The sequence below is a fragment of the Psychrobacillus sp. BM2 genome (assembly GCF_048572895.1).
Taxonomy (GTDB): Bacteria; Bacillota; Bacilli; order Bacillales_A; family Planococcaceae; genus Psychrobacillus.
Window position 1 is genome coordinate 443,256 of the sequence record NZ_CP183878.1, and the last position, 19,992, is coordinate 463,247.

23 protein-coding genes are annotated in these 19,992 nt (G+C 39.2%); all 23 read left to right on the top strand.

The genetic code is table 11. From position 1 onward, the window contains the following. Positions 1-8 precede the first annotated feature (8 nt). The 23 genes from ACN6MX_RS02045 to fabZ all read left to right on the top strand — a co-directional run bounded on the left by ACN6MX_RS02045 (position 9) and on the right by fabZ (position 19,927). A complete protein-coding gene (locus ACN6MX_RS02045) occupies positions 9-554 on the top strand; it encodes a TIGR01440 family protein (protein ID WP_419961022.1) in 546 nt (181 codons plus the stop codon). Continuing rightward, complete coding sequence (glyA, locus tag ACN6MX_RS02050) at positions 551-1,810, top strand: serine hydroxymethyltransferase (RefSeq protein WP_419961023.1); 1,260 nt, start codon at positions 551-553, stop codon at positions 1,808-1,810. Before ACN6MX_RS02045 ends, glyA begins: the two co-directional genes overlap by 4 nt. 298 nt (positions 1,811-2,108) lie before the next feature. Beyond that, the gene (upp, locus tag ACN6MX_RS02055; protein ID WP_419961024.1) at positions 2,109-2,738 is read left to right on the top strand and encodes a uracil phosphoribosyltransferase; all 630 of its coding nucleotides are present in this window, start codon (positions 2,109-2,111) and stop codon (positions 2,736-2,738) included. Positions 2,739-2,970: 232 nt separating this feature from the next. Further along, positions 2,971-4,092, top strand: a complete 1,122-nt coding sequence (gene wecB / locus ACN6MX_RS02060) for a non-hydrolyzing UDP-N-acetylglucosamine 2-epimerase (RefSeq protein ID WP_419961025.1) — start codon at positions 2,971-2,973, stop codon at positions 4,090-4,092. Positions 4,093-4,499: 407 nt separating this feature from the next. Continuing rightward, positions 4,500-4,874 carry an ATP synthase subunit I gene (locus tag ACN6MX_RS02065; protein ID WP_419961026.1) on the top strand — a complete coding sequence of 125 codons (375 nt, stop codon included), beginning with the start codon at positions 4,500-4,502 and terminating at the stop codon, positions 4,872-4,874. A 26-nt stretch (positions 4,875-4,900) separates the two neighbouring features. Continuing rightward, complete coding sequence (gene atpB, locus ACN6MX_RS02070; protein ID WP_419961027.1) at positions 4,901-5,614, top strand: F0F1 ATP synthase subunit A; 714 nt, start codon at positions 4,901-4,903, stop codon at positions 5,612-5,614. Between the two features lie 63 nt (positions 5,615-5,677). Next, positions 5,678-5,902 carry a F0F1 ATP synthase subunit C gene (atpE, locus tag ACN6MX_RS02075; RefSeq protein WP_053590520.1) on the top strand — a complete coding sequence of 75 codons (225 nt, stop codon included), beginning with the start codon at positions 5,678-5,680 and terminating at the stop codon, positions 5,900-5,902. 142 nt (positions 5,903-6,044) lie between these two features. Next, positions 6,045-6,569, top strand: a complete 525-nt coding sequence (gene atpF / locus ACN6MX_RS02080) for a F0F1 ATP synthase subunit B (protein WP_419961028.1) — start codon at positions 6,045-6,047, stop codon at positions 6,567-6,569. Beyond that, on the top strand, positions 6,566-7,102 hold the full coding sequence (locus tag ACN6MX_RS02085; RefSeq protein WP_419961029.1) for a F0F1 ATP synthase subunit delta: 537 nt from the start codon (positions 6,566-6,568) through the stop codon (positions 7,100-7,102). The genes atpF and ACN6MX_RS02085 overlap by 4 nt, the downstream gene beginning before the upstream one ends. 27 nt (positions 7,103-7,129) lie before the next feature. Then, positions 7,130-8,638, top strand: a complete 1,509-nt coding sequence (gene atpA / locus ACN6MX_RS02090; RefSeq protein ID WP_419961030.1) for a F0F1 ATP synthase subunit alpha — start codon at positions 7,130-7,132, stop codon at positions 8,636-8,638. A gap of 44 nt (positions 8,639-8,682) precedes the next feature. Beyond that, a complete protein-coding gene (locus tag ACN6MX_RS02095) occupies positions 8,683-9,543 on the top strand; it encodes a F0F1 ATP synthase subunit gamma (RefSeq protein WP_419961031.1) in 861 nt (286 codons plus the stop codon). 34 nt (positions 9,544-9,577) lie between these two features. Then, positions 9,578-10,993, top strand: a complete 1,416-nt coding sequence (atpD, locus tag ACN6MX_RS02100) for a F0F1 ATP synthase subunit beta (RefSeq protein WP_419961032.1) — start codon at positions 9,578-9,580, stop codon at positions 10,991-10,993. A 24-nt stretch (positions 10,994-11,017) separates the two neighbouring features. Beyond that, positions 11,018-11,422 carry a F0F1 ATP synthase subunit epsilon gene (locus tag ACN6MX_RS02105; RefSeq protein WP_419961033.1) on the top strand — a complete coding sequence of 135 codons (405 nt, stop codon included), beginning with the start codon at positions 11,018-11,020 and terminating at the stop codon, positions 11,420-11,422. A gap of 242 nt (positions 11,423-11,664) precedes the next feature. After that, a complete protein-coding gene (locus ACN6MX_RS02110; RefSeq protein ID WP_419961034.1) occupies positions 11,665-11,901 on the top strand; it encodes a DUF1146 family protein in 237 nt (78 codons plus the stop codon). A gap of 318 nt (positions 11,902-12,219) precedes the next feature. Then, a complete protein-coding gene (gene murA, locus ACN6MX_RS02115; RefSeq protein ID WP_419961035.1) occupies positions 12,220-13,515 on the top strand; it encodes a UDP-N-acetylglucosamine 1-carboxyvinyltransferase in 1,296 nt (431 codons plus the stop codon). A 621-nt stretch (positions 13,516-14,136) separates the two neighbouring features. Next, positions 14,137-15,078, top strand: coding sequence for a stage II sporulation protein D (spoIID, locus tag ACN6MX_RS02120; protein ID WP_419961036.1), 942 nt, complete (start codon positions 14,137-14,139; stop codon positions 15,076-15,078). A gap of 31 nt (positions 15,079-15,109) precedes the next feature. Further along, positions 15,110-15,772, top strand: coding sequence for a peptidoglycan DD-metalloendopeptidase family protein (locus tag ACN6MX_RS02125; protein ID WP_419961037.1), 663 nt, complete (start codon positions 15,110-15,112; stop codon positions 15,770-15,772). Between the two features lie 68 nt (positions 15,773-15,840). After that, positions 15,841-16,113: a sporulation transcriptional regulator SpoIIID gene (locus tag ACN6MX_RS02130; protein WP_211893058.1), complete on the top strand. Its 273-nt coding sequence runs from the start codon at positions 15,841-15,843 to the stop codon at positions 16,111-16,113. 262 nt (positions 16,114-16,375) lie between these two features. Beyond that, positions 16,376-17,368, top strand: a complete 993-nt coding sequence (locus tag ACN6MX_RS02135) for a rod shape-determining protein (RefSeq protein ID WP_419961038.1) — start codon at positions 16,376-16,378, stop codon at positions 17,366-17,368. 73 nt (positions 17,369-17,441) lie between these two features. After that, positions 17,442-18,281, top strand: a complete 840-nt coding sequence (locus ACN6MX_RS02140) for a flagellar hook-basal body protein (RefSeq protein WP_419961039.1) — start codon at positions 17,442-17,444, stop codon at positions 18,279-18,281. Between the two features lie 43 nt (positions 18,282-18,324). After that, positions 18,325-19,164 carry a flagellar hook-basal body protein gene (locus ACN6MX_RS02145; protein WP_419961040.1) on the top strand — a complete coding sequence of 280 codons (840 nt, stop codon included), beginning with the start codon at positions 18,325-18,327 and terminating at the stop codon, positions 19,162-19,164. A 24-nt stretch (positions 19,165-19,188) separates the two neighbouring features. Then, the gene (locus tag ACN6MX_RS02150) at positions 19,189-19,467 is read left to right on the top strand and encodes a DNA-directed RNA polymerase subunit beta (protein ID WP_419961041.1); all 279 of its coding nucleotides are present in this window, start codon (positions 19,189-19,191) and stop codon (positions 19,465-19,467) included. 19 nt (positions 19,468-19,486) lie between these two features. Further along, the gene (gene fabZ / locus ACN6MX_RS02155) at positions 19,487-19,927 is read left to right on the top strand and encodes a 3-hydroxyacyl-ACP dehydratase FabZ (RefSeq protein ID WP_419961042.1); all 441 of its coding nucleotides are present in this window, start codon (positions 19,487-19,489) and stop codon (positions 19,925-19,927) included. Positions 19,928-19,992 lie beyond the last annotated feature (65 nt).

The window sequence follows — 19,992 nt, forward strand, 5'->3', positions numbered from 1 at the left end:
GATTTCCTATGGAAGCGAAAAATTTGTGGATTGAACAAATCGAACAGCTTCTTTTAGAGATAGAGCAGCAAATAGTATTTCATGAAGATGATTTATTCGTCGTTGGCTGTTCGACCTCAGAAATTATCGGTGAAAAAATTGGAACTGCAGGCGGCTTAGAAGTTGCTGAGGCTTTATTCACCCCTTTACAAAAATTTGCAAAACGAAACAATATCCATCTAGTTTTTCAAGGCTGCGAACATATTAATCGTGCCATTACAATGGAAAGAAAAACACAATTATTATATAGATTACCAGAAGTATCAGTTATTCCAGTAGTTCGTGCAGGTGGCTCAATGTCTGCATATGCCTACACACAATTTAATGACCCTGTTGTAGTCGAGCATGTAAGTGCACATGCCGGCATTGATATAGGACAAACCTTGATTGGTATGCAACTTCAACCTGTAGCTGTACCAATTCGTTTGTCCATTAAGAAAATTGGGGAAGCAATCGTGTCGATCGCGAAAACACGTCCTAAGCTAATTGGCGGAGAGCGTGCATTTTACGGATGAATTTGGAGGAGGAACGAATAGTGGAGAAAATTTTATCACAAGATCCAGCAGTATATGAGGCAATGTTAGCAGAGAAAAAGCGTCAACAAGCGAATATCGAGTTAATCGCATCAGAAAACTTCGTATCAGAGGCTGTAATGGAAGCGCAAGGCTCTGTACTGACCAATAAATATGCAGAAGGATATCCTGGTAAACGTTACTATGGTGGCTGTGAGTATGTAGATGTAGTGGAAAATATTGCGCGCGATCGTTTGAAAGAAATTTTTGGTGCTGAACACGCCAATGTGCAACCACATTCGGGTTCTCAGGCGAATATGGCAGTTTACATGACTGCACTTCAACCGGGTGACACAATCCTAGGGATGAATTTATCCCATGGTGGGCATTTAACACATGGTTCTCCTGTTAATTTTAGCGGTATTCAATATAACTTTATCGAGTACGGTGTTAGCAAAGAAACGGAACTAATCGATTATGAAGAAATTCGTAGAATCGCATTAGAGCACAAACCCAAAATGATCGTTGCTGGTGCTAGCGCGTATTCACGTACAATTGACTTCGCTAAATTCCGTGAAATCGCAGATGAAGTTGGAGCATATCTATTTGTAGATATGGCTCATATCGCAGGCTTAGTAGCTGCTGGTCTTCACCCTAACCCAGTACCACATGCACATTTCGTTACATCTACAACACATAAAACATTACGTGGGCCACGTGGTGGATTAATCTTAACAACAGAAGAGTTCGCGAAGAAAATTGATAAAACAATTTTCCCGGGAATTCAAGGTGGTCCATTAATGCACGTAATCGCAGCAAAAGCTGTAGCATTTGGTGAAGCTCAAAAACCAGAATTTAAAGAGTATCAAGCACAAGTAATTGCCAATGCCAAAGCTTTAGCAGACAGTCTAACAGCAGAAGGAATCCGTATTGTTTCAGGCGGTTCAGATAACCACGTCATGCTATTAGACGTATCTGCACTTGGTCTAACTGGTAAAGTTGCGGAGCATGTACTTGACGAAGTTGGAATTACAGTCAATAAAAACACAATTCCATTCGATACGGCAAGCCCATTTATCACTTCTGGTGTCCGCATTGGTACACCAGCTGTTACATCTCGCGGATTTAAAGAAGCAGAAATGAAAGAAATTGCATCTATCATTGCTAAGCTATTAAAAAATAACGAGGATGCAGAAGTATTAAAAGAAGCAAAAGAAAGAGTTGCAACATTAACAAGCAACTTCCCATTATACGAATAAAATAAGATATTCGAAAGCCAGCTACTTCACTAAGAGTAGCTGGCTCTTTCTTTATCGATTCATCCGACAGTTTTAAAAGAGAAACACGTCAATGTTTACGAGAATCGCAAGAATGAACAGAAGAATCACTAGAATGTGGAAAGAAATCACCCGATTAAGTGAAAAAATATTAATTTTCATCCGAATAATCTGTTTCGAATAGACGCAATATTAAAAACGTAGGATTACTGTTTGTATCCTGCGTTTTTTGGTATAATTAATAGAATTTAAAATAAAACACAAGAGGAGATCTGCTAGTATGCCAAAAGTATTTGTATTCGACCACCCCCTTATTCAACACAAACTTACATATATTCGCGATGTAAAAACAGGCACAAAAGAATTTCGTGAATTAGTGGATGAAGTTGCTACACTCATGGCGTTTGAGATTACGCGCGAAATGCCATTGGAGGAAACAGAAGTAGAAACTCCAGTTCAACTTACAAAATCTAAAGTACTTGCAGGTAAAAAAATAGGGATAGTTCCTATATTACGTGCAGGAATAGGGATGGTTGATGGAATTCTTAAGTTAATTCCAGCTGCAAAAGTAGGACATATTGGACTTTACCGTGATCCACAAACATTAAAGCCAGTGGAATATTATGTGAAGCTTCCTGCAGACGTAGCAGAACGTGATTTCATTTTAGTAGATCCTATGTTAGCTACAGGTGGTTCAGCAATCGAAGCAGTAAACTCTCTTAAAACGCGTGGAGCAACAAGCATCAAATTTATGTGTTTAATCGCTGCACCTGAAGGAGTAGAAGCTCTTCAAAAAGCGCATCCAGACGTAGATATTTATATCGCTGCTCTTGATGAAAAGTTAAATGATCACGGATATATCGTTCCTGGATTAGGGGATGCTGGCGACCGTTTGTTTGGTACAAAATAAAGTGAAACTTCCATCATTGGGGAAGCTTCATCCCCGGTGATGGAAAAAGGAACTCAGGCAAATAACGCCGCGTCGTGCGGCAATGCCTGAGTAACCAACATCCTGTTGGTCCGAACCAATTGGGGATTTACAGGCTGTTCATGCCACCTATTTTTCTCGATTTTCCCTCACTATAATTGAGTTTTGGGTATTACAGCCTGTTTAACCGGGATAAAAGGAGTGTTTGTATTTCATGCGTAAATATAAAGTAATGACGATTTTTGGTACGAGACCAGAGGCGATTAAAATGGCCCCACTAGTCTTAGAACTTCAAAAACATCCTGAAGAGATTGAATCACTGGTAACGGTGACTGCTCAACATCGTCAAATGCTTGATCAAGTATTGGATACATTTAACATAAAACCAGATTACGACTTAAATATGATGAAAGACCGCCAAACATTAGTAGATATAACGACTAGAGCCTTGGAAGGTTTAGATAAAGTGATGAAAGAAGCTAAACCGGACATTGTACTTGTTCATGGAGATACTTCAACTACTTTTGTGGCGAGTCTAGCAGCATTCTATAACCAAATTGCTATTGGTCATGTAGAAGCAGGATTACGCACATGGAATAAGTTTTCACCTTTTCCGGAAGAAATGAACCGACAGCTTACTGGAGTAATGGCAGATATACATTTTGCTCCGACGGTAAAATCGGAAAAAAATCTATTAGAAGAGAACAAGCAACAAGACACTATTTTTGTTACTGGGAATACGGCTATTGATGCTTTGAAAACGACTGTAAAAGATGATTATACTCATCCTATCTTAGAGCAACTTGAGGGAAGTAGAATTATATTATTAACAGCGCATCGACGAGAGAATTTAGGAGAACCAATGCGTAATATGTTCCGTGCCATTAACAGATTGCTTATGGAGCATAAAGATGTACAAGTAATTTATCCAGTTCACATGAATCCAGCGGTAAGAGAGATTGCCAATGAAATACTAGGGGATAATGACCGAATTCATTTAATAGAACCATTAGAAGTTTTAGATTTCCATAACTTCGCTGCACGTTCTCATATAATATTGACTGATTCAGGTGGTGTTCAAGAAGAGGCACCTTCGCTTGGGAAACCAGTTATTGTTCTTCGAGATACTACGGAACGTCCAGAAGGTATTGAAGCTGGTACGTTAAAACTTGCCGGAACAGAAGAAGAAACTATATACCAACTAACAAATGAGTTGTTATCCGATGAAGTAGCGTATCAGACAATGTCTAAAGCAAGTAATCCTTATGGGGATGGTAAGGCTTCACAAAGGATAGTTGAGATATTAATAAACTTCCTTCAAAAAGAAGAAAAATAAGATTTGTCGATAAAATGTCGGAAAATTTGACTTTTCTAAGTTTTTCACTCTAAGCAATTGACATCATTTTGCCCCTATTGTATGCTTACAAAGGATAATCATGATAGGGGTTTCATGCTTGAAACGCTTGTCAGATTAACTTTCTACTAGATTCACAGTTTTTACTTAATAAGGAAAAATGTGAGGATTCTTTTCACGTCATATTAGACGTCCTATTAAAGGGAAAGCAATGTATTCTGCGATTCTCTCACAGCTTACCGGTTCAACTTCGTTCATAGAGATATGAATGGACGTAATATTAGAACCACTCCAGCATTACCAGTAATATTCCTTCATGTTGATTCTACAATTACATGTTGGCAGCAATTACTACCATTCGAAAATATGATTCAGGAGATTAAAGATCAATGCTAGAAATGCAACGTATATTTACGAAGCAAAAAAAGTACATATATTTTTTGCTCGCGGCTTGTGCGCTAGGTTGGGGTTTTACACCTTATTCGACAATTTTTGCAGGCTTGGCACTTGGTTCTTTATTTGGTCTGTACAATTTCTGGATTCTAGTTCGTAGAATGGAGAAATTTGATCGAGTACTTGAGAGTGGAAAAGGACGAGCAGGTTTAGGTACAACATTCCGATTTGCATCGGGTGTTGCAGCTGTTGCAATTGCCCTTGCCCTTCCAGAGTATATTCATCTTATCAGTACAGTTATCGGATTAATGATTCCCTATGTTTTACTTGTAGTAGAACGTATTATGTTTCATGTAAAAAATCAGCAATGAGAATGTGAAAGAGAGGTGAATTAATCGTGGAACATTCAAATCCCACATTTGAATTTCTAGGCATGACAGGGAACTGGTCCAATATTTTAATGTTAGCAGTGACTACACTAATAGTATTTTTGATTGCCTTTATATCAACTAGAAACTTAAAGATGAAACCAACTGGTATGCAGAACTTCATGGAGTGGATTATGGACTTCGTGAAAGGAATCATTAAAAGTAACTTTGACTGGAAAACTGGCGGTCGATACCATGTTCTTGGGATAACGCTACTTATGTTTATCGCAGTAGCAAACGTATTAGGTCTTCCATTCTCCATATCTTATGATGGAGTACTTTGGTGGAAATCTCCGACAGCAGATCCAACAGTTACGATGACATTAGCAGTTATGGTTATCATTTTAACGCACTATTACGGGATAAAGATGAAGGGTATGAAGGGCTATGCAGTAGATACATACTTGAAGCCAATGCCGTTCTTATTCCCATTAAAAATTATCGAGGAATTCGCAAATACGTTGACACTCGGTCTTCGTCTTTACGGGAACATTTATGCGGGTGAAGTTCTTTTAGGACTTATCGCAGGTTTAGCAACAACAGGAGCATTTGGCTTTGTTGGAGCAATCATTCCAGCAATGGCTTGGCAAGGTTTCTCGCTATTTATCGGCGGAATCCAAGCGTTCATTTTCGTTATGTTAACAATGGTTTATATGTCGCACAAAGTGTCGACAGACCATTAATATAACTGTTTAGAATCTTAAGCAGAAAAAAATAAAACAACATTCCAAGGAGGAAATTACACAATGGTAGGTTCAGTTGGTCTTTTAGCAGCAGCTATAGCAATCGGTTTAGGCGCACTTGGTGCAGGTATTGGTAATGGTTTAATCGTTTCAAAAACAGTAGAAGGTATCGCTCGTCAACCAGAAGCACGTGGAGCTTTACAAACAGTTATGTTCATCGGGGTAGCATTAGTTGAGGCGATTCCAATTATCGCTGCAGTTATCGCTTTCATCGTATTAAACAAATAATAAGTACAATCGATTCTAAATGGCGGGTCTTAATCCGCCATTCTCTTTATGAATAACACAACATATGAACTAGAAAACAATGATCACTATTAAATAATAGAAGCAAGATCTCTTATTAGCGTTTGAAAGGAGTGAAACAATCGTGTCTTTTGATTACCTTGTACTTGGTGCTAGTGGCCATGATGGGTTGAATACCTTGGATATTTTAGCTACATTATTCTTCTTCCTATTACTTATGGTTCTATTGAAGAAAGTAGCTTGGGGTCCACTTATGGGGATTATGACTCAACGTGAAGAGTTAATCGCAAGTGAAATCGCGGCAGCCGAAAATAGTCGCCAGGAATCACAGCGTTTACTTGAAGAACAACGTGACTTACTTAAAGAAGCACGTACGGAAGCTTTAGCGATTGTAGAAAATGCGAAAAAGCAAGGCGATGCATCTCGTGAGGAAATTATCACAACTGCTCGTTCTGAAGCTATCCGTTTGAAAGAATCTGCTATCCGTGAAATTGATACAGAAAAAGAAAGAGCGATTGCAGCGGTACGAGAAGAAGTCGTTTCACTTTCAGTACTTGCAGCGTCGAAAGTTCTTGGAAAAGAAGTTTCGGAAGAAGATAATCGTGCGCTAATCGAGGCAACGATTGCGAAGGCAGGCGAGGTTAAGTGAGCAATTCTACTGTAGCTAAGCGTTATGCAATCTCTTTGTTCGAGTTAGCAACACAAAAAAATGAAGTACAAGCAGTCGAAAATGATTTACGTGAACTCAAAGTTGTTTGGAATGGTAACAAAGATGTGAAAACTTTATTCACTTCACCAAAGCTATCTCTAGACAAGAAAAAAGAGTTAATCCGACAAATCTTTGCAAATGCGAACCCAATTGTTATCAATACACTTTTAGTACTTATTGATAAGAAGAGATTAGCAGAAGTATCCGACATTATTTCAGAATTTATGATCCTTTCGAATGAAGCTCAAGGTGTTGCTGAAGCGAAAGTCATTACCACACGTGCTTTGACAGAAGAAGAACGTGCAAACGTATCATCTGCATTTGCTAAAAACATAGGTAAACAAGCTTTAAATATTCAAAACATCGTAGATCCATCAATTATTGGTGGTATACGTGTTCAAATCGGAAACCGCGTTTACGATAGCACTCTAAGCACTAAATTAGATCGCTTAAAACGTAACTTGATCGGTTAATATTATGAATTATGAGAGGTGACATACATGAGCATCAAAGCTGAAGAAATCAGTGTCTTGATTAAGCAGCAGATTGAGAATTACGAATCTGAGATGAAAGTTAGCGACGTTGGTACGGTTATCACGATTGGTGACGGTATCGCGCGTGCTCATGGCCTCGACAATGTCATGGCTGGAGAGCTTTTAGAATTCTCAACTGGTGTTTTAGGTATGGCACAAAACTTGGAATCCAACAACGTTGGTATCATTATCCTTGGACCATACACTGACATCAAAGAAGGCGATGAAGTACGTCGAACAGGCCGTATTATGGAAGTTCCAGTTGGTAAAGAATTGATTGGCCGCGTTGTCAATACACTTGGTCAACCAGTTGACGGACAAGGTCCTATCGCAACTACAAAAACTCGTCCAATTGAAAGTCCTGCACAAGGGGTTATGGCACGTAAATCTGTGCATGAACCACTTCAAACAGGTATTAAAGCGATTGATGCACTTGTACCAATCGGACGTGGTCAACGTGAGTTAATCATCGGTGACCGTCAAACAGGTAAAACAACTGTTGCGATTGATACAATCCTTAACCAAGCAGACCAAGATATGATTTGTATCTATGTTGCTATCGGTCAAAAAGAATCGACTGTACGTAACGTAGTAGAAACACTTCGTAAAAAAGGTGCTTTAGATTACACAATCGTTGTAACTGCATCTGCATCTTCGCCAGCTCCATTATTATACCTAGCGCCTTATGCTGGTGTAACTATGGCAGAAGAATTCATGTTCGAAGGGAAGCACGTACTGATCGTTTATGATGATCTATCTAAACAAGCTGCTGCATACCGCGAACTTTCATTACTTCTTAAACGTCCTCCAGGTCGTGAAGCATATCCAGGGGATGTATTCTACTTACACAGCCGTCTACTTGAGCGTGCTGCGAAGTTAAATGAAACTTTAGGTGCAGGTTCGATCACTGCATTACCATTCGTTGAAACACAAGCGGGAGATATCTCTGCTTATATTCCAACAAACGTGATCTCGATTACAGATGGTCAAATTTTCTTACAATCTGATTTATTCTTCTCTGGTGTACGTCCAGCGATCAACGCTGGTTTATCCGTATCCCGTGTAGGTGGATCAGCTCAAATTAAAGCAATGAAGAGTGTTGCGGGTACACTACGTCTTGACTTAGCTGCATACCGTGAGCTTGAAGCATTTGCTCAATTCGGTTCAGACCTTGACGCTGCAACTCAAGCAAAACTTAACCGTGGTGTTCGTACAGTAGAAGTATTAAAACAAGACTTGAACTCTCCTATTAAAGTAGAAAAACAAGTTATGATTTTATATGCTCTAACACGTGGCCATTTAGATGATATCCCAGTTAAAGATATCAATCGCTTTGAAGCTGAGTTATATAGCTGGTTAGATACAAACCACACAAACGTTTTAGATCATATTCGCACGACTAAAGCTCTTCCTTCAGATGAAGATATGAACAATGCTTTTTCTGCATTCAAAAAAACTTTCGCAAAATCTGAATAATATCTTTGTCAATGTGAAAAAAACAATAAGGTGGTGAAATACCAGTGGCATCATTACGCGACATTAAAAGCAAAATTACGTCAACTAAGAAAACAAGTCAAATCACAAAAGCTATGCAAATGGTTTCTGCTTCTAAGTTGAACCGTGCGGAGGAGAATGCAAAAGCATATGTTCCTTACATGGGTAAAATTCAAGAGGTAGTCGGTGCAATTGCTTCAGGTACAAGTGATAGTGGACATCCAATGTTAACTACGCGTCCTGTAAAAAAGACTGCATATCTTGTCATCACATCTGATCGTGGTTTAGCTGGAGCATACAACAGTAACGTTATTCGCGCTGCTTCCAATGCAATAGCACAACGTCACGCTTCAAAAGATGAATATGTAGTTCTGGCAATTGGTCGTATGGGACGTGACTTCTTCGTAAAACGTGGTTCTAATGTAATCGGGGAAGTTATAGGTTTACCAGACCAACCAGCTTTTTCTGATATTAAAGAAATTGCGCGCAAAGCTGTTGGTATGTTCACGGATAGTACATATGATGAACTTTATATGTACTATAACCACTTTGTCAGCGCCATCTCCAGTGAAGTAACGGAGAAAAAGGTACTGCCACTTACGGATATTGCAGTAGAAACAGGCACAACTGCTTCTTATGAATTTGAGCCTTCAGCTGAAGCAATTCTAGAAGTATTACTTCCACAATATGCGGAAAGCCTGATTTTCGGTGCATTACTCGATGGTAAAGCAAGTGAACATGCTTCGCGTATGGCTGCGATGAAATCCGCGACAGACAATGCAGCTGATTTGATCAGCAATTTAACATTAGTATACAACCGAGCACGTCAAGCTGCTATAACGCAAGAAATTACGGAAATTGTCGGCGGTGCATCGGCTCTAGAATAGGTAAAGAAAGAAAGTAAGACAGGAGGGAACAGTAGTGAACAAAGGACAAGTACTACAAGTAATGGGTCCAGTTGTTGACGTGAAGTTTGACAACGGCCACTTACCAGCTATCTATAATGCATTGACTGTAGCTATTGAGCGTCCAAACGAAGCTCCTACTACGTTAACGTTAGAAGTAGCTTTACACTTAGGAGATGATTCTGTTCGCACAATCGCGATGTCATCTACGGACGGACTTAAACGTGGTGCAGAGGTAATAGATGCTGGTGCAGCAATTTCTGTTCCGGTTGGTAATGTAACTTTAGGACGCGTATTTAACGTTCTTGGTGATGTAATTGACTTAGGAGAAGAAATTCCTACTGAAGAGCGTCGTGATCCAATCCACCGTCAAGCTCCAACATTTGAAAACCTTTCAACAGAAGTTGAAATTCTTGAAACAGGTATCAAAGTAGTAGATCTACTTGCTCCTTACATTAAAGGTGGTAAAATCGGTCTATTCGGTGGTGCCGGAGTAGGGAAAACAGTTCTTATCCAAGAACTTATCAATAACATTGCTCAAGAGCACGGCGGTATCTCTGTATTCGCTGGTGTTGGTGAGCGTACGCGTGAAGGAAATGACTTATTCCACGAGATGAGCGATTCAGGCGTTATTAAGAAAACAGCAATGGTATTCGGTCAAATGAATGAGCCACCTGGCGCACGTATGCGTGTTGCTTTAACTGGTCTTACAATGGCAGAATATTTCCGTGATGAACAAGGTGCAGACGTACTTCTATTCATCGATAATATCTTCCGTTTCACGCAAGCAGGTTCAGAAGTTTCAGCACTATTAGGTCGTATGCCTTCAGCAGCTGGTTACCAACCAACACTTGCAACTGAAATGGGTCAATTACAAGAGCGTATCACGTCAACTAACACTGGGTCAGTTACATCAATCCAAGCGATTTATGTACCAGCCGATGACTATACGGATCCAGCTCCAGCAACAACTTTCGCTCACTTAGATGCAACTACAAACTTAGAACGTAAATTATCTGAGATGGGTATTTACCCAGCGGTTGATCCTTTAGCTTCTTCTTCACGTGCGCTTTCTCCGGAAATCGTAGGTAAAGAGCATTATGATGTGGCACGTCAAGTGCAATATACATTACAACGCTACAGAGAGCTTCAAGATATCATCGCAATCTTAGGTATGGATGAATTAGGAGACGAAGACAAGTTAACGGTTAACCGTGCTCGTCGTATTCAGTTCTACCTATCTCAAAACTTCCATGTTGCAGAACAATTTACAGGTCAAAAAGGTTCATACGTTCCAGTTAAAGAAACTGTTGAAGGATTCAAACAAATTCTTGAAGGAAAATATGACCATTTACCAGAAGATGCATTCCGTTTAGTTGGACGCATTGAAGAAGTTATAGAAAAAGCGAAAAGCATGGGCGTAGAAGTATAATAAATCGGACCAGGAGGTAAAAATATGAAGACACTTACAGTCAATATTGTCACTCCCGACGGCCCGGTATACGATTCTGAAGTAGACATGATTATCGCAAAAACAGCATCTGGTGAAATCGGTATTTTACCTGGCCATATTCCAATGGTTGCACCACTTGTAATAGGTGCAATAAAATTGAAAAAAGAGGCAAAAACAGAGTACGTAGCAGTAAGCAGTGGATTTGTGGAAGTTCGACCTGAAAAGGTATCGATCTTAGCTACATCTGCTGAGGTTGCTTCAAGTATCGATTTAGCTCGTGCTAAAGAAGCGATGAAACGTGCAGAAGAGCGTATTCAAAGTAAACAAGACTCGGTTGATTTCAATCGTGCTGAGCTTGCAATGAAACGTGCGATGAATCGTATCAACGTTTATGAGGGTAATATTTAAGTTTATTTCTTTATGTGGGATAATCTTAAAGCCTATGGCGAAGCCACAGACTTTTCAGGCAATTGTCGTGTAGCACGAAAGTGGCTTGGTGAGGTGAATTAGCCTATTATGATGTATGTGAAATAGGTTATAATACCTGCAAAGTTCTGAGCTAAATGCCTAGGTGAATTTGATTTAAATGAAGCGGGCAGAATAAATTCTGTCTGCTTCTTTTACTATTGCCTAAAATAGGAGGATTATAAATGGGATTATTAAATAGTGAACAAGCAGTAATTGCAATACTTGCAAATATCTTTTTTATTGGAATATCTTTCTATGCGTTACAGGCATTAATGATGGATAAAATAATAAAGAAAAATCGTGTATTTCAAGCACAACTATTTTATATTTTAACTAGTATTGCGATTGGCTCCATTGTCGCAAATTTTTTCTTGAATTTAACAAGTTGGTCAAACCAACTTCCATTTTTGTTCGACTAAAAAGATCCTATATGCTCATGCAAATTATGGGAAAGTTTGTATGAGCATGTAGAATCTTCACATATTTCCTGGGAAATTTTTTGTTCAGTAGGTTTACTCGCTTATACTACGGGTATTTTAAAGTTATCTACACGAAAAGGCTGGGTAATACGTATAATAGAACAAGAAAAATAATGGAAAAGCTCAAAAATAGTGTTTTAGATGCTTGTATGTAGTCGAATTACATTGTATGATGAATATTGTTTTGAATACCTAAAATTGACATCATACGTATTCTTTTATATAAAGCAAATGGATAATGAACGCGGAGGGAAAGTAGTGGACAAAATCATTGTTAAAGGTGGCCAAACGTTAAACGGGAAAGTACGAGTAGAAGGCGCAAAAAATGCAGTACTACCAGTATTAGCTGCAGCTCTACTTGCTACTAAAGGTAAAAACGTTATTAAAGATGTACCGACACTTGCAGATGTTTTGACAATAAATGAAGTATTGAAAAGTTTAAATACAGAAGTTAGTTATAGTCCTGAAAAGAATGAAGTAATCATTGATTCGCAAAAAAAACTATCAAGTGAAGCCCAATTCGAGTATGTGCGTAAAATGCGTGCTTCTATACTTGTAATGGGTCCAATTTTAGCGCGAAATGGATTTGCACGTGTAGCTCTTCCTGGCGGTTGTGCAATAGGCTCACGTCCTATCGATCAGCACTTAAAAGGTTTTGAAGCAATGGGTGCAGTAATATCATTCGGACACGGATTTGTTGAGGCAACTACAAATGGACGTCTAAAAGGTGCCAAAATTTATTTGGATGTTCCAAGCGTAGGTGCAACGGAAAATATTATGACTGCTGCGGCATTAGCGGAAGGTACAACAATTATCGAAAATGCTGCAAAAGAACCTGAAATTGTCGATTTAGCTAACTTTATCAATGAAATGGGTGGAAAGGTGAAGGGTGCAGGAACTGACACTATTCGCATTGAAGGTGTGGAAGAACTACATGGCACAGAACACCATATCATACCAGATCGTATCGAAGCTGGAACATTCATGGTCGCTGCAGCAATAACAAAAGGCAATGTACTAATTGAAAATGCAGTACCTGAACATATGACAGCACTTATATCTAAAATGCAAGAAATGGGCATTGAAATTACCGAAGAGGAACAAGGTCTTCGTGTACGCTCTGAAGGAAATCTAAAATCGGTTGACGTTAAAACTATGCCACACCCAGGCTTCCCAACAGATATGCAATCTCAGATGATGGCATTAATGATGACAGCACACGGAACTGGCATCATAACAGAAACAGTATTCGAAAATCGCTTCATGCATGTGGAAGAATTCCGCAGAATGAATGGTAATATGAAAATCGAAGGACGTTCTGTCATTATGGAATCACCATCAGACCTACAAGGTGCAGAAGTCGCAGCAACCGATCTTAGAGCGGCAGCAGCACTTATTATTGCAGGATTGGTCGCTGAAGGAATCACACGCGTAACGGAGCTTTATCACCTGGATAGAGGGTATGTCGATTTTGATAAAAAATTGGCAGCATTAGGCGCAGATATCGAGCGTATCGGTACCGAATCAGCTGAGAAAAAAATGCAATTAATATAACACCATATGTAAAGCACTATGCATGTATACATGTGTGGTGCTTTTTCGTTGTTTGTTCTAAGAGTACTCTCGCATAGAAGGCCGAACACTCTCATATAAGCCAATCACACTCTCGTATAGCTCCTGGTCTCTCGTATATCCCGATCAGCCTCTCGTATAGAAGGTGAACACTCTCGTATAGCTCCTGGTCTCTCGTATAGGCCGATCAGCCTCTCGTATAGAAGGTGAACACTCTCATATAAGCCAATCACACTCTCGTATAGCTCCTGGTCTCTCGCAAAGCCCGATGAGTCTCTCGTATAGAAGGTGAACACTCTCATATAAGCCTATCACACTCTCGTATAGCTCCTGGTCTCTCGCAAAGCCCGATTAGCCTCTCGTATAGAAGGTGAACACTCTCGTATAAGCCGACCACGCTCTCGCAAGCTCCGGGTCTCTCGTATAGGCCAATCACACTCTCGTAAGAACGAGGTACTCCGCAAAGCTGATTCAGCTATCTTTATTAGCAAGCTCTGTTTTATTATTGGTGTCGCTAAATGATTTTATTTATCAAAATTTAATTTTAGTAGTTTGAGATTTAATAGAATCATCAGCCTGTCCATACGAGCATATAGTATCTCTATGAAACAAAACATACTCTTTATAATCTTATGCATAGCCCTCTTGTTTTTGCCCTTTTTATTAATAAAAGAAAAACCAAAAGAAGAAACAGTACCTCCGCCAACATCGGAACTCGAAATTGAATGCCCAATACTAATCGAAGTGAAAGGGGTTAAGGAGAAAATTCCTCTAGAAAGTTATGTACTTGGAGTTGTGGCTGCTGAAATGCCGGTTACATTTCATGAAGAGGCTTTAAAGGCTCAATCTATAGCGGCAAGGACATATGTGCTTAGAGATACGAATTATGGTCAAAAACCAATTGATCCAACAGTATTAAAACAGGTCTATGCTAGTGAAAAAGATCGTAAGGAAAAGTGGGGGGCCTCCTTCCAACAATACGAGGACAAGCTCAAGAAGGTTATCACTGCGACAGAAGGAGAAATTATCGTCTACAAAGATCAACTAATCACAGCGATGTTCTTTTCTTCCAGCAACGGTCAAACGGAAAGTGCGGAAAATTATAGTGGAAATGTGATTCCTTACTTAGTATCTGTGCCAAGTAAATCGGAGGAAATGTATGCTCCAAATCGGACTAAGCAGTTTGAATTTACACATGGAGAATGGTCGAAAGCCTTTAATATGAAATGGACTTCAAGCATACCTAAAACTTTCAAAGTACAAAAGACAGATACGGATCGAGTAGAATCGGTACAAATGAATGGGAAGTCGTGGACAGGCCGTGAAGTTCGAACAATTTTAGGTCTACCATCTACTGATTTCACCATAACTTTTCAATCTGATAAAGTAGTAGTTGATACAGTTGGATACGGGCATGGGGTAGGTATGAGTCAGTACGGCGCAGAAGTACTCGCCAATGATTCTGTACTGGCACGAGACATTTTACTTCACTACTATAAAGGTACAGAAATAAAAAATTTTTCACCATGTTTAAAATCTCCTTGATTTGCAAACAATGCAAATAGAGGTGATGAAAATGAGAGAAGAACAAAAGAACAATACTTCTCAGAAGAAGAATAATAACCCGAAAAAGCCGTGGTTTTGGCCACTAATTTATGCAGGTTTTTCGGTGGCTTTTGTAGGAATGATTTGGGGCTACAATGTGTATGTTAGTGATGATTCAGCAAAGGATTCAGAATGGGCAGATGCAAGTAAAGATCCCGATTCAGTATCGATTGAAACAAATGCACAGGCAGAATCGATGAAATTCCCTTACAAAGAGGCTATGCATGATAGCATTGAGATCGTACAACACTTTTACAATATGGAAGCAGATGAAGCGACTCGTGAAAAGTCGATACTTGTATTTGATAATAGTTACGTGATGAATACAGGTGTATCTCTATCTATGAATAGTGAGCCTTTTGAAGTAGTAGCAGCAATGAGTGGAAAAGTAGAGGAAGTCAATCTAGATCCATTTGTTGGAAATGAAATTGTCCTGTCGCATGCTAATGGTATGGTAACCAAATATCGCTCTGTCACTGGTATTCTAGTAAAAGCTGGTGACGTTGTTGAACAAGGGGACTCTCTTGCAACGACTGCTGAAAATGAATGGAACCCAACTGCGGGTATTCATTTGCAGTTTGAAGTACTGCAAGATGGTGTTTTAGTAAATCCAGAGAGCTTACTAGCATTTTAATTCATAATAGCTAAGACGTATGCATAAATTGATGGAAAGTGTTCCTTTACTAACGAAAGGAAGAGTTAGTGCACGAAACGATTCGTCATAGATGCATACGTTTAGGTGAAATGGTCATTGAGACCAAAAAAACTGTCCGTGCTATCGCAAGCACAACCGGTCATTCCAAAAGCACTGTGCATAAGGATTTGACGGAAAGACTCCATTTAGTAGATCCGCAACTGGCAAAAGAAGTAAAAGAAATTTTAGCGTATCATAAATCGGTCAGGCATTTACGAGGTGGAGAAGCGACGAAAAGAAAGTGGAAAACGAAAAAAGAAGATAGAAGAGGTCGTGATTAGTAAGTGATCACGGCTTTTTCTTATTTTTAAGGTTATACACAGTCTTGTACCCGCCGCAATTGTCTTATATACCTAAATACTCTTAAAAACAATACTAAGTCGCACAATTAGTAGTGTTTTAGACCTAAAATTCATGCCATTTTTTCACATATTTTATTGTTAAATAAAGTGTATTTCTAGTAAAACTATGATAAAATTTAAAGTTAGAGACATATCGATTAATATACATAATGGTTTTAGCTGGGAAGGAGAAACATCAGTAATGTTTGCAAAGGATATTGGAATTGATTTAGGTACAGCTAATGTATTAATACATGTAAAAGGAAAAGGGATTGTTTTAAACGAGCCTTCTGTCGTTGCTATAGATAGAAATACAAAAAGGGTACTTGCAGTTGGAGAAGAAGCAAGAAAAATGGTCGGGAGAACTCCTGGGAATATTGTAGCAATTCGACCACTTAAAGATGGTGTAATTGCTGATTTTGACGTGACCGAAGCGATGTTAAAGCATTTTATCAATAAATTAAATGTAAAAGGATTTTTATCCAAGCCCCGCATTTTGATCTGCTGTCCTACAAACATTACTAGCGTAGAACAAAAAGCAATACGCGAAGCAGCTGAGAAGTCTGGCGGGAAAAAGGTCTATTTAGAAGAAGAGCCAAAAGTAGCGGCAATCGGTGCAGGAATGGATATTTTCCAACCGAGTGGTAATATGGTTGTTGATATTGGTGGAGGTACAACAGATGTTGCAGTACTATCCATGGGGGATATCGTAACGAGTGAATCGATTAAAATTGCGGGAGATGTTTTTGACAATGACATTCTGCAGTATATTAAAAAAGAGTACAAGCTTCTAATTGGAGAACGTACTGCTGAAAATATTAAAATCTCTATTGGAACCGTTTTTCCTGATAGTCGTCATGAAGAGATGGACATTCGTGGACGTGATATGGTTACAGGACTTCCAAGAACGATAACCATTAGATCTGAAGAAATAGAAAAAGCCTTAAAAGAATCCGTTACGGGTATTGTACAGGCAGCAAAAAATGTGTTAGAAAAGACACCACCTGAGCTATCTGCAGATATTATTGATCGTGGAGTTATCATAACAGGAGGCGGGGCGCTTTTACACGGTATGGACCATTTGTTGATGGAAGAGTTAAAAGTACCAGTATTAGTAGCTGAAAACCCAATGGATTGTGTTGCAATTGGAACTGGGATTATGTTAGATAATATTGACAAAATATCAAGAAGATAAATGCGAAATGTCTGCGGAGCTAAAAGATATGCCCGTATACTAGTTTGCATTAAACTGAAGTGGAGGCTTTCTTATGTTTCGCGGATTTAATACAGTTGCTTCAGGAATGATTGCACAGCAGCGTAGAACAGAACTATTAACAAATAATATGGCCAATGCAAATACACCGGGATTCAAAGCAGATCAATCGACGATTCGCTCGTTCCCAGATATGCTAATGTCCAGACTTGGGCCTACTCAAATCCCTACAAAGGATCCGATTAGTGGAAAATATAATTCCGAAGTTGGTGCAATTAGTACGGGTGTGTACATGCAAGAAACAATGGCATTAATGACTCAAGGACAACTTATACAAACAGACTTAAACACAGATATAGCATTGATCGATGGCTCCTTACCGGTTGATGAAGAGACAGGGCAAACAGGAGCGGTATTTTATCGTTTGCAGCATCCAACTGAAGGGGAAGCATACACGCGAAATGCGAATTTCACGTTAGATGGGGCAGGATACTTAACGAATCCCCAAGGTCTGTATGTACTGGATTCAGAAGGGCAACGGATTCAGCTACAAAATGATGATTTCCAAGTGGATTCAAGTGGTCAGATCCTCATAGATAATGCTGCAGTAACCCGAATTGGTGTATCCTTTTCTGCGCAGCCTAACACGCTTATAAAGCAAGATAACGGTTTATTCAAAACGGTGGACGGTACTGATCTTCCCTCTGCATATAATATAAATAATGTTAATTTCTCGATGCAACAAGGATATATTGAAGGTTCAAATGTAGACACTGCCAGAACAATGACAGATATGTTAACTGCGTATCGTGCATTTGAAGCAAACCAAAAAGTACTACAAGCATACGATAGAAGTATGGACAAAGCTGTTAATGAAGTGGGCCGCGTGAATTGATAAAGCTAATGCAATCTTTAACAATGAAAAGAGGTAGGCTTAAATGCTACGCACGATGATTACAGCGACAAATACAATGTCGCAATTACAAAACCAAATAGATATTATTGGAAATAATCTTTCCAATACAGGTACTCATGGTTATAAAGCGAAGGATGCAAAATTCCAAGAATTATTATATCAACAATACAATAATGATAAATTAGATAGAGTAGAACGAGATTCACCTACAGGAATCCGCTACGGTGTTGGTGCAACCCTCGCGCAGACGCAAATGAACTGGAAGCAAGGTAGTCTCCAATCTACAGACCGCGATTTAGACTTCGCTTTTCAAGAGCCAAAGCAATATTTTAATGTGCTTATGCCAGATGGTGCAGACGGACAACAAACAGCTTATACACGTCAAGGTGCTTTCTATGTTTCTCCGGTGGAAAATGGAGAGCTTATGCTAGTGAACGGTGATGGTTATCCAGTAGCTAATGCAGCTGGACAAGCAATTACTATTCCTGATGGAGTTACGGCATTTACTGTAAATGAAACTGGAATTCTAACGGCAACATATCCAGATGGTACTACTCAGCAACGTGAATTAGCAGTTTCTGTGTTACAAAAGCCGAATTCGATGGAACATCTGTCTGCAACATATATTGCGATGCCAGATAACCTACAAGAATTAGGTTTAAACGCAGAAGATATTATGACAGATCTACAAGGTGCAGATCGCAATGAAATAGCTATTGCAAATGGTATGTTAGAGTTGTCTAATGTGGATACATCTAAAGAGATAACGGATCTTATGACAGCGCAACGTTCTTATCAGTTCAATGCCCGTTCCATTACAATTGCGGACCAAATGATGGGACTTATTAATGGCATTAGATAATTATTCGTGTAAGGAGTTGTGTTTATGACAGAAGAAAGTAGAATTTCTGCTAGACAACAGCGAAGATTAGAAAAAGAACAAGAAAAGGTCAATGAACAAGCAACATCGACTAGAGCAACCAAATGGGTTCAAATCCGCATGTTTCCTATTTGGCTGCGTATACTACTCGTTATTCTATTCTTTGCTGGAGCAGCTATGACAGGACTCATGGTTGGCTATGGCGTACTAGGTGATGGTGAACCAAAGGACGCATTAAAATGGGATACATACCAGCATATGATTGATATTAAAGATGGTAAATAATCTTTTGGAGGATGATTCTATGTTAACAACAGAGCAAGTTCAAGCAATTTTACCCCACCGCTATCCATTTCTTATGATAGATAAAATTCTAGAAGTTGAAGAAGGAAAGCGTGCGGTAGGATTAAAAAATGTAACGATTAACGAAGAGTTCTTCAACGGACATTTCCCAGGATATCCAGTAATGCCCGGAGTATTAATCGTAGAGGCTCTTGCACAGATAGGGGCAGTCGCTGTCCTTCAAATTCCAGAGAATAAGGGAAGACTCGCATTCTTTACTGGAATTGATAATTGTCGATTTAAACGACAAGTGAAGCCAGGTGACCAATTAAAACTAGAGGTTGAATTGACAAAACTACGTGGTACTATGGGAAAAGGTCACGGAATCGCAACAGTAGATGGAGAATTAGTGTGTGAAGCAGATATACTTTTTGCCCTTGGACCTATTGTAGAGAAACAATAATTTGCAATATGGGGTTATATCATATAAAATAAGTTGGATTATTTAGAAATATTTATGCGTTGTAA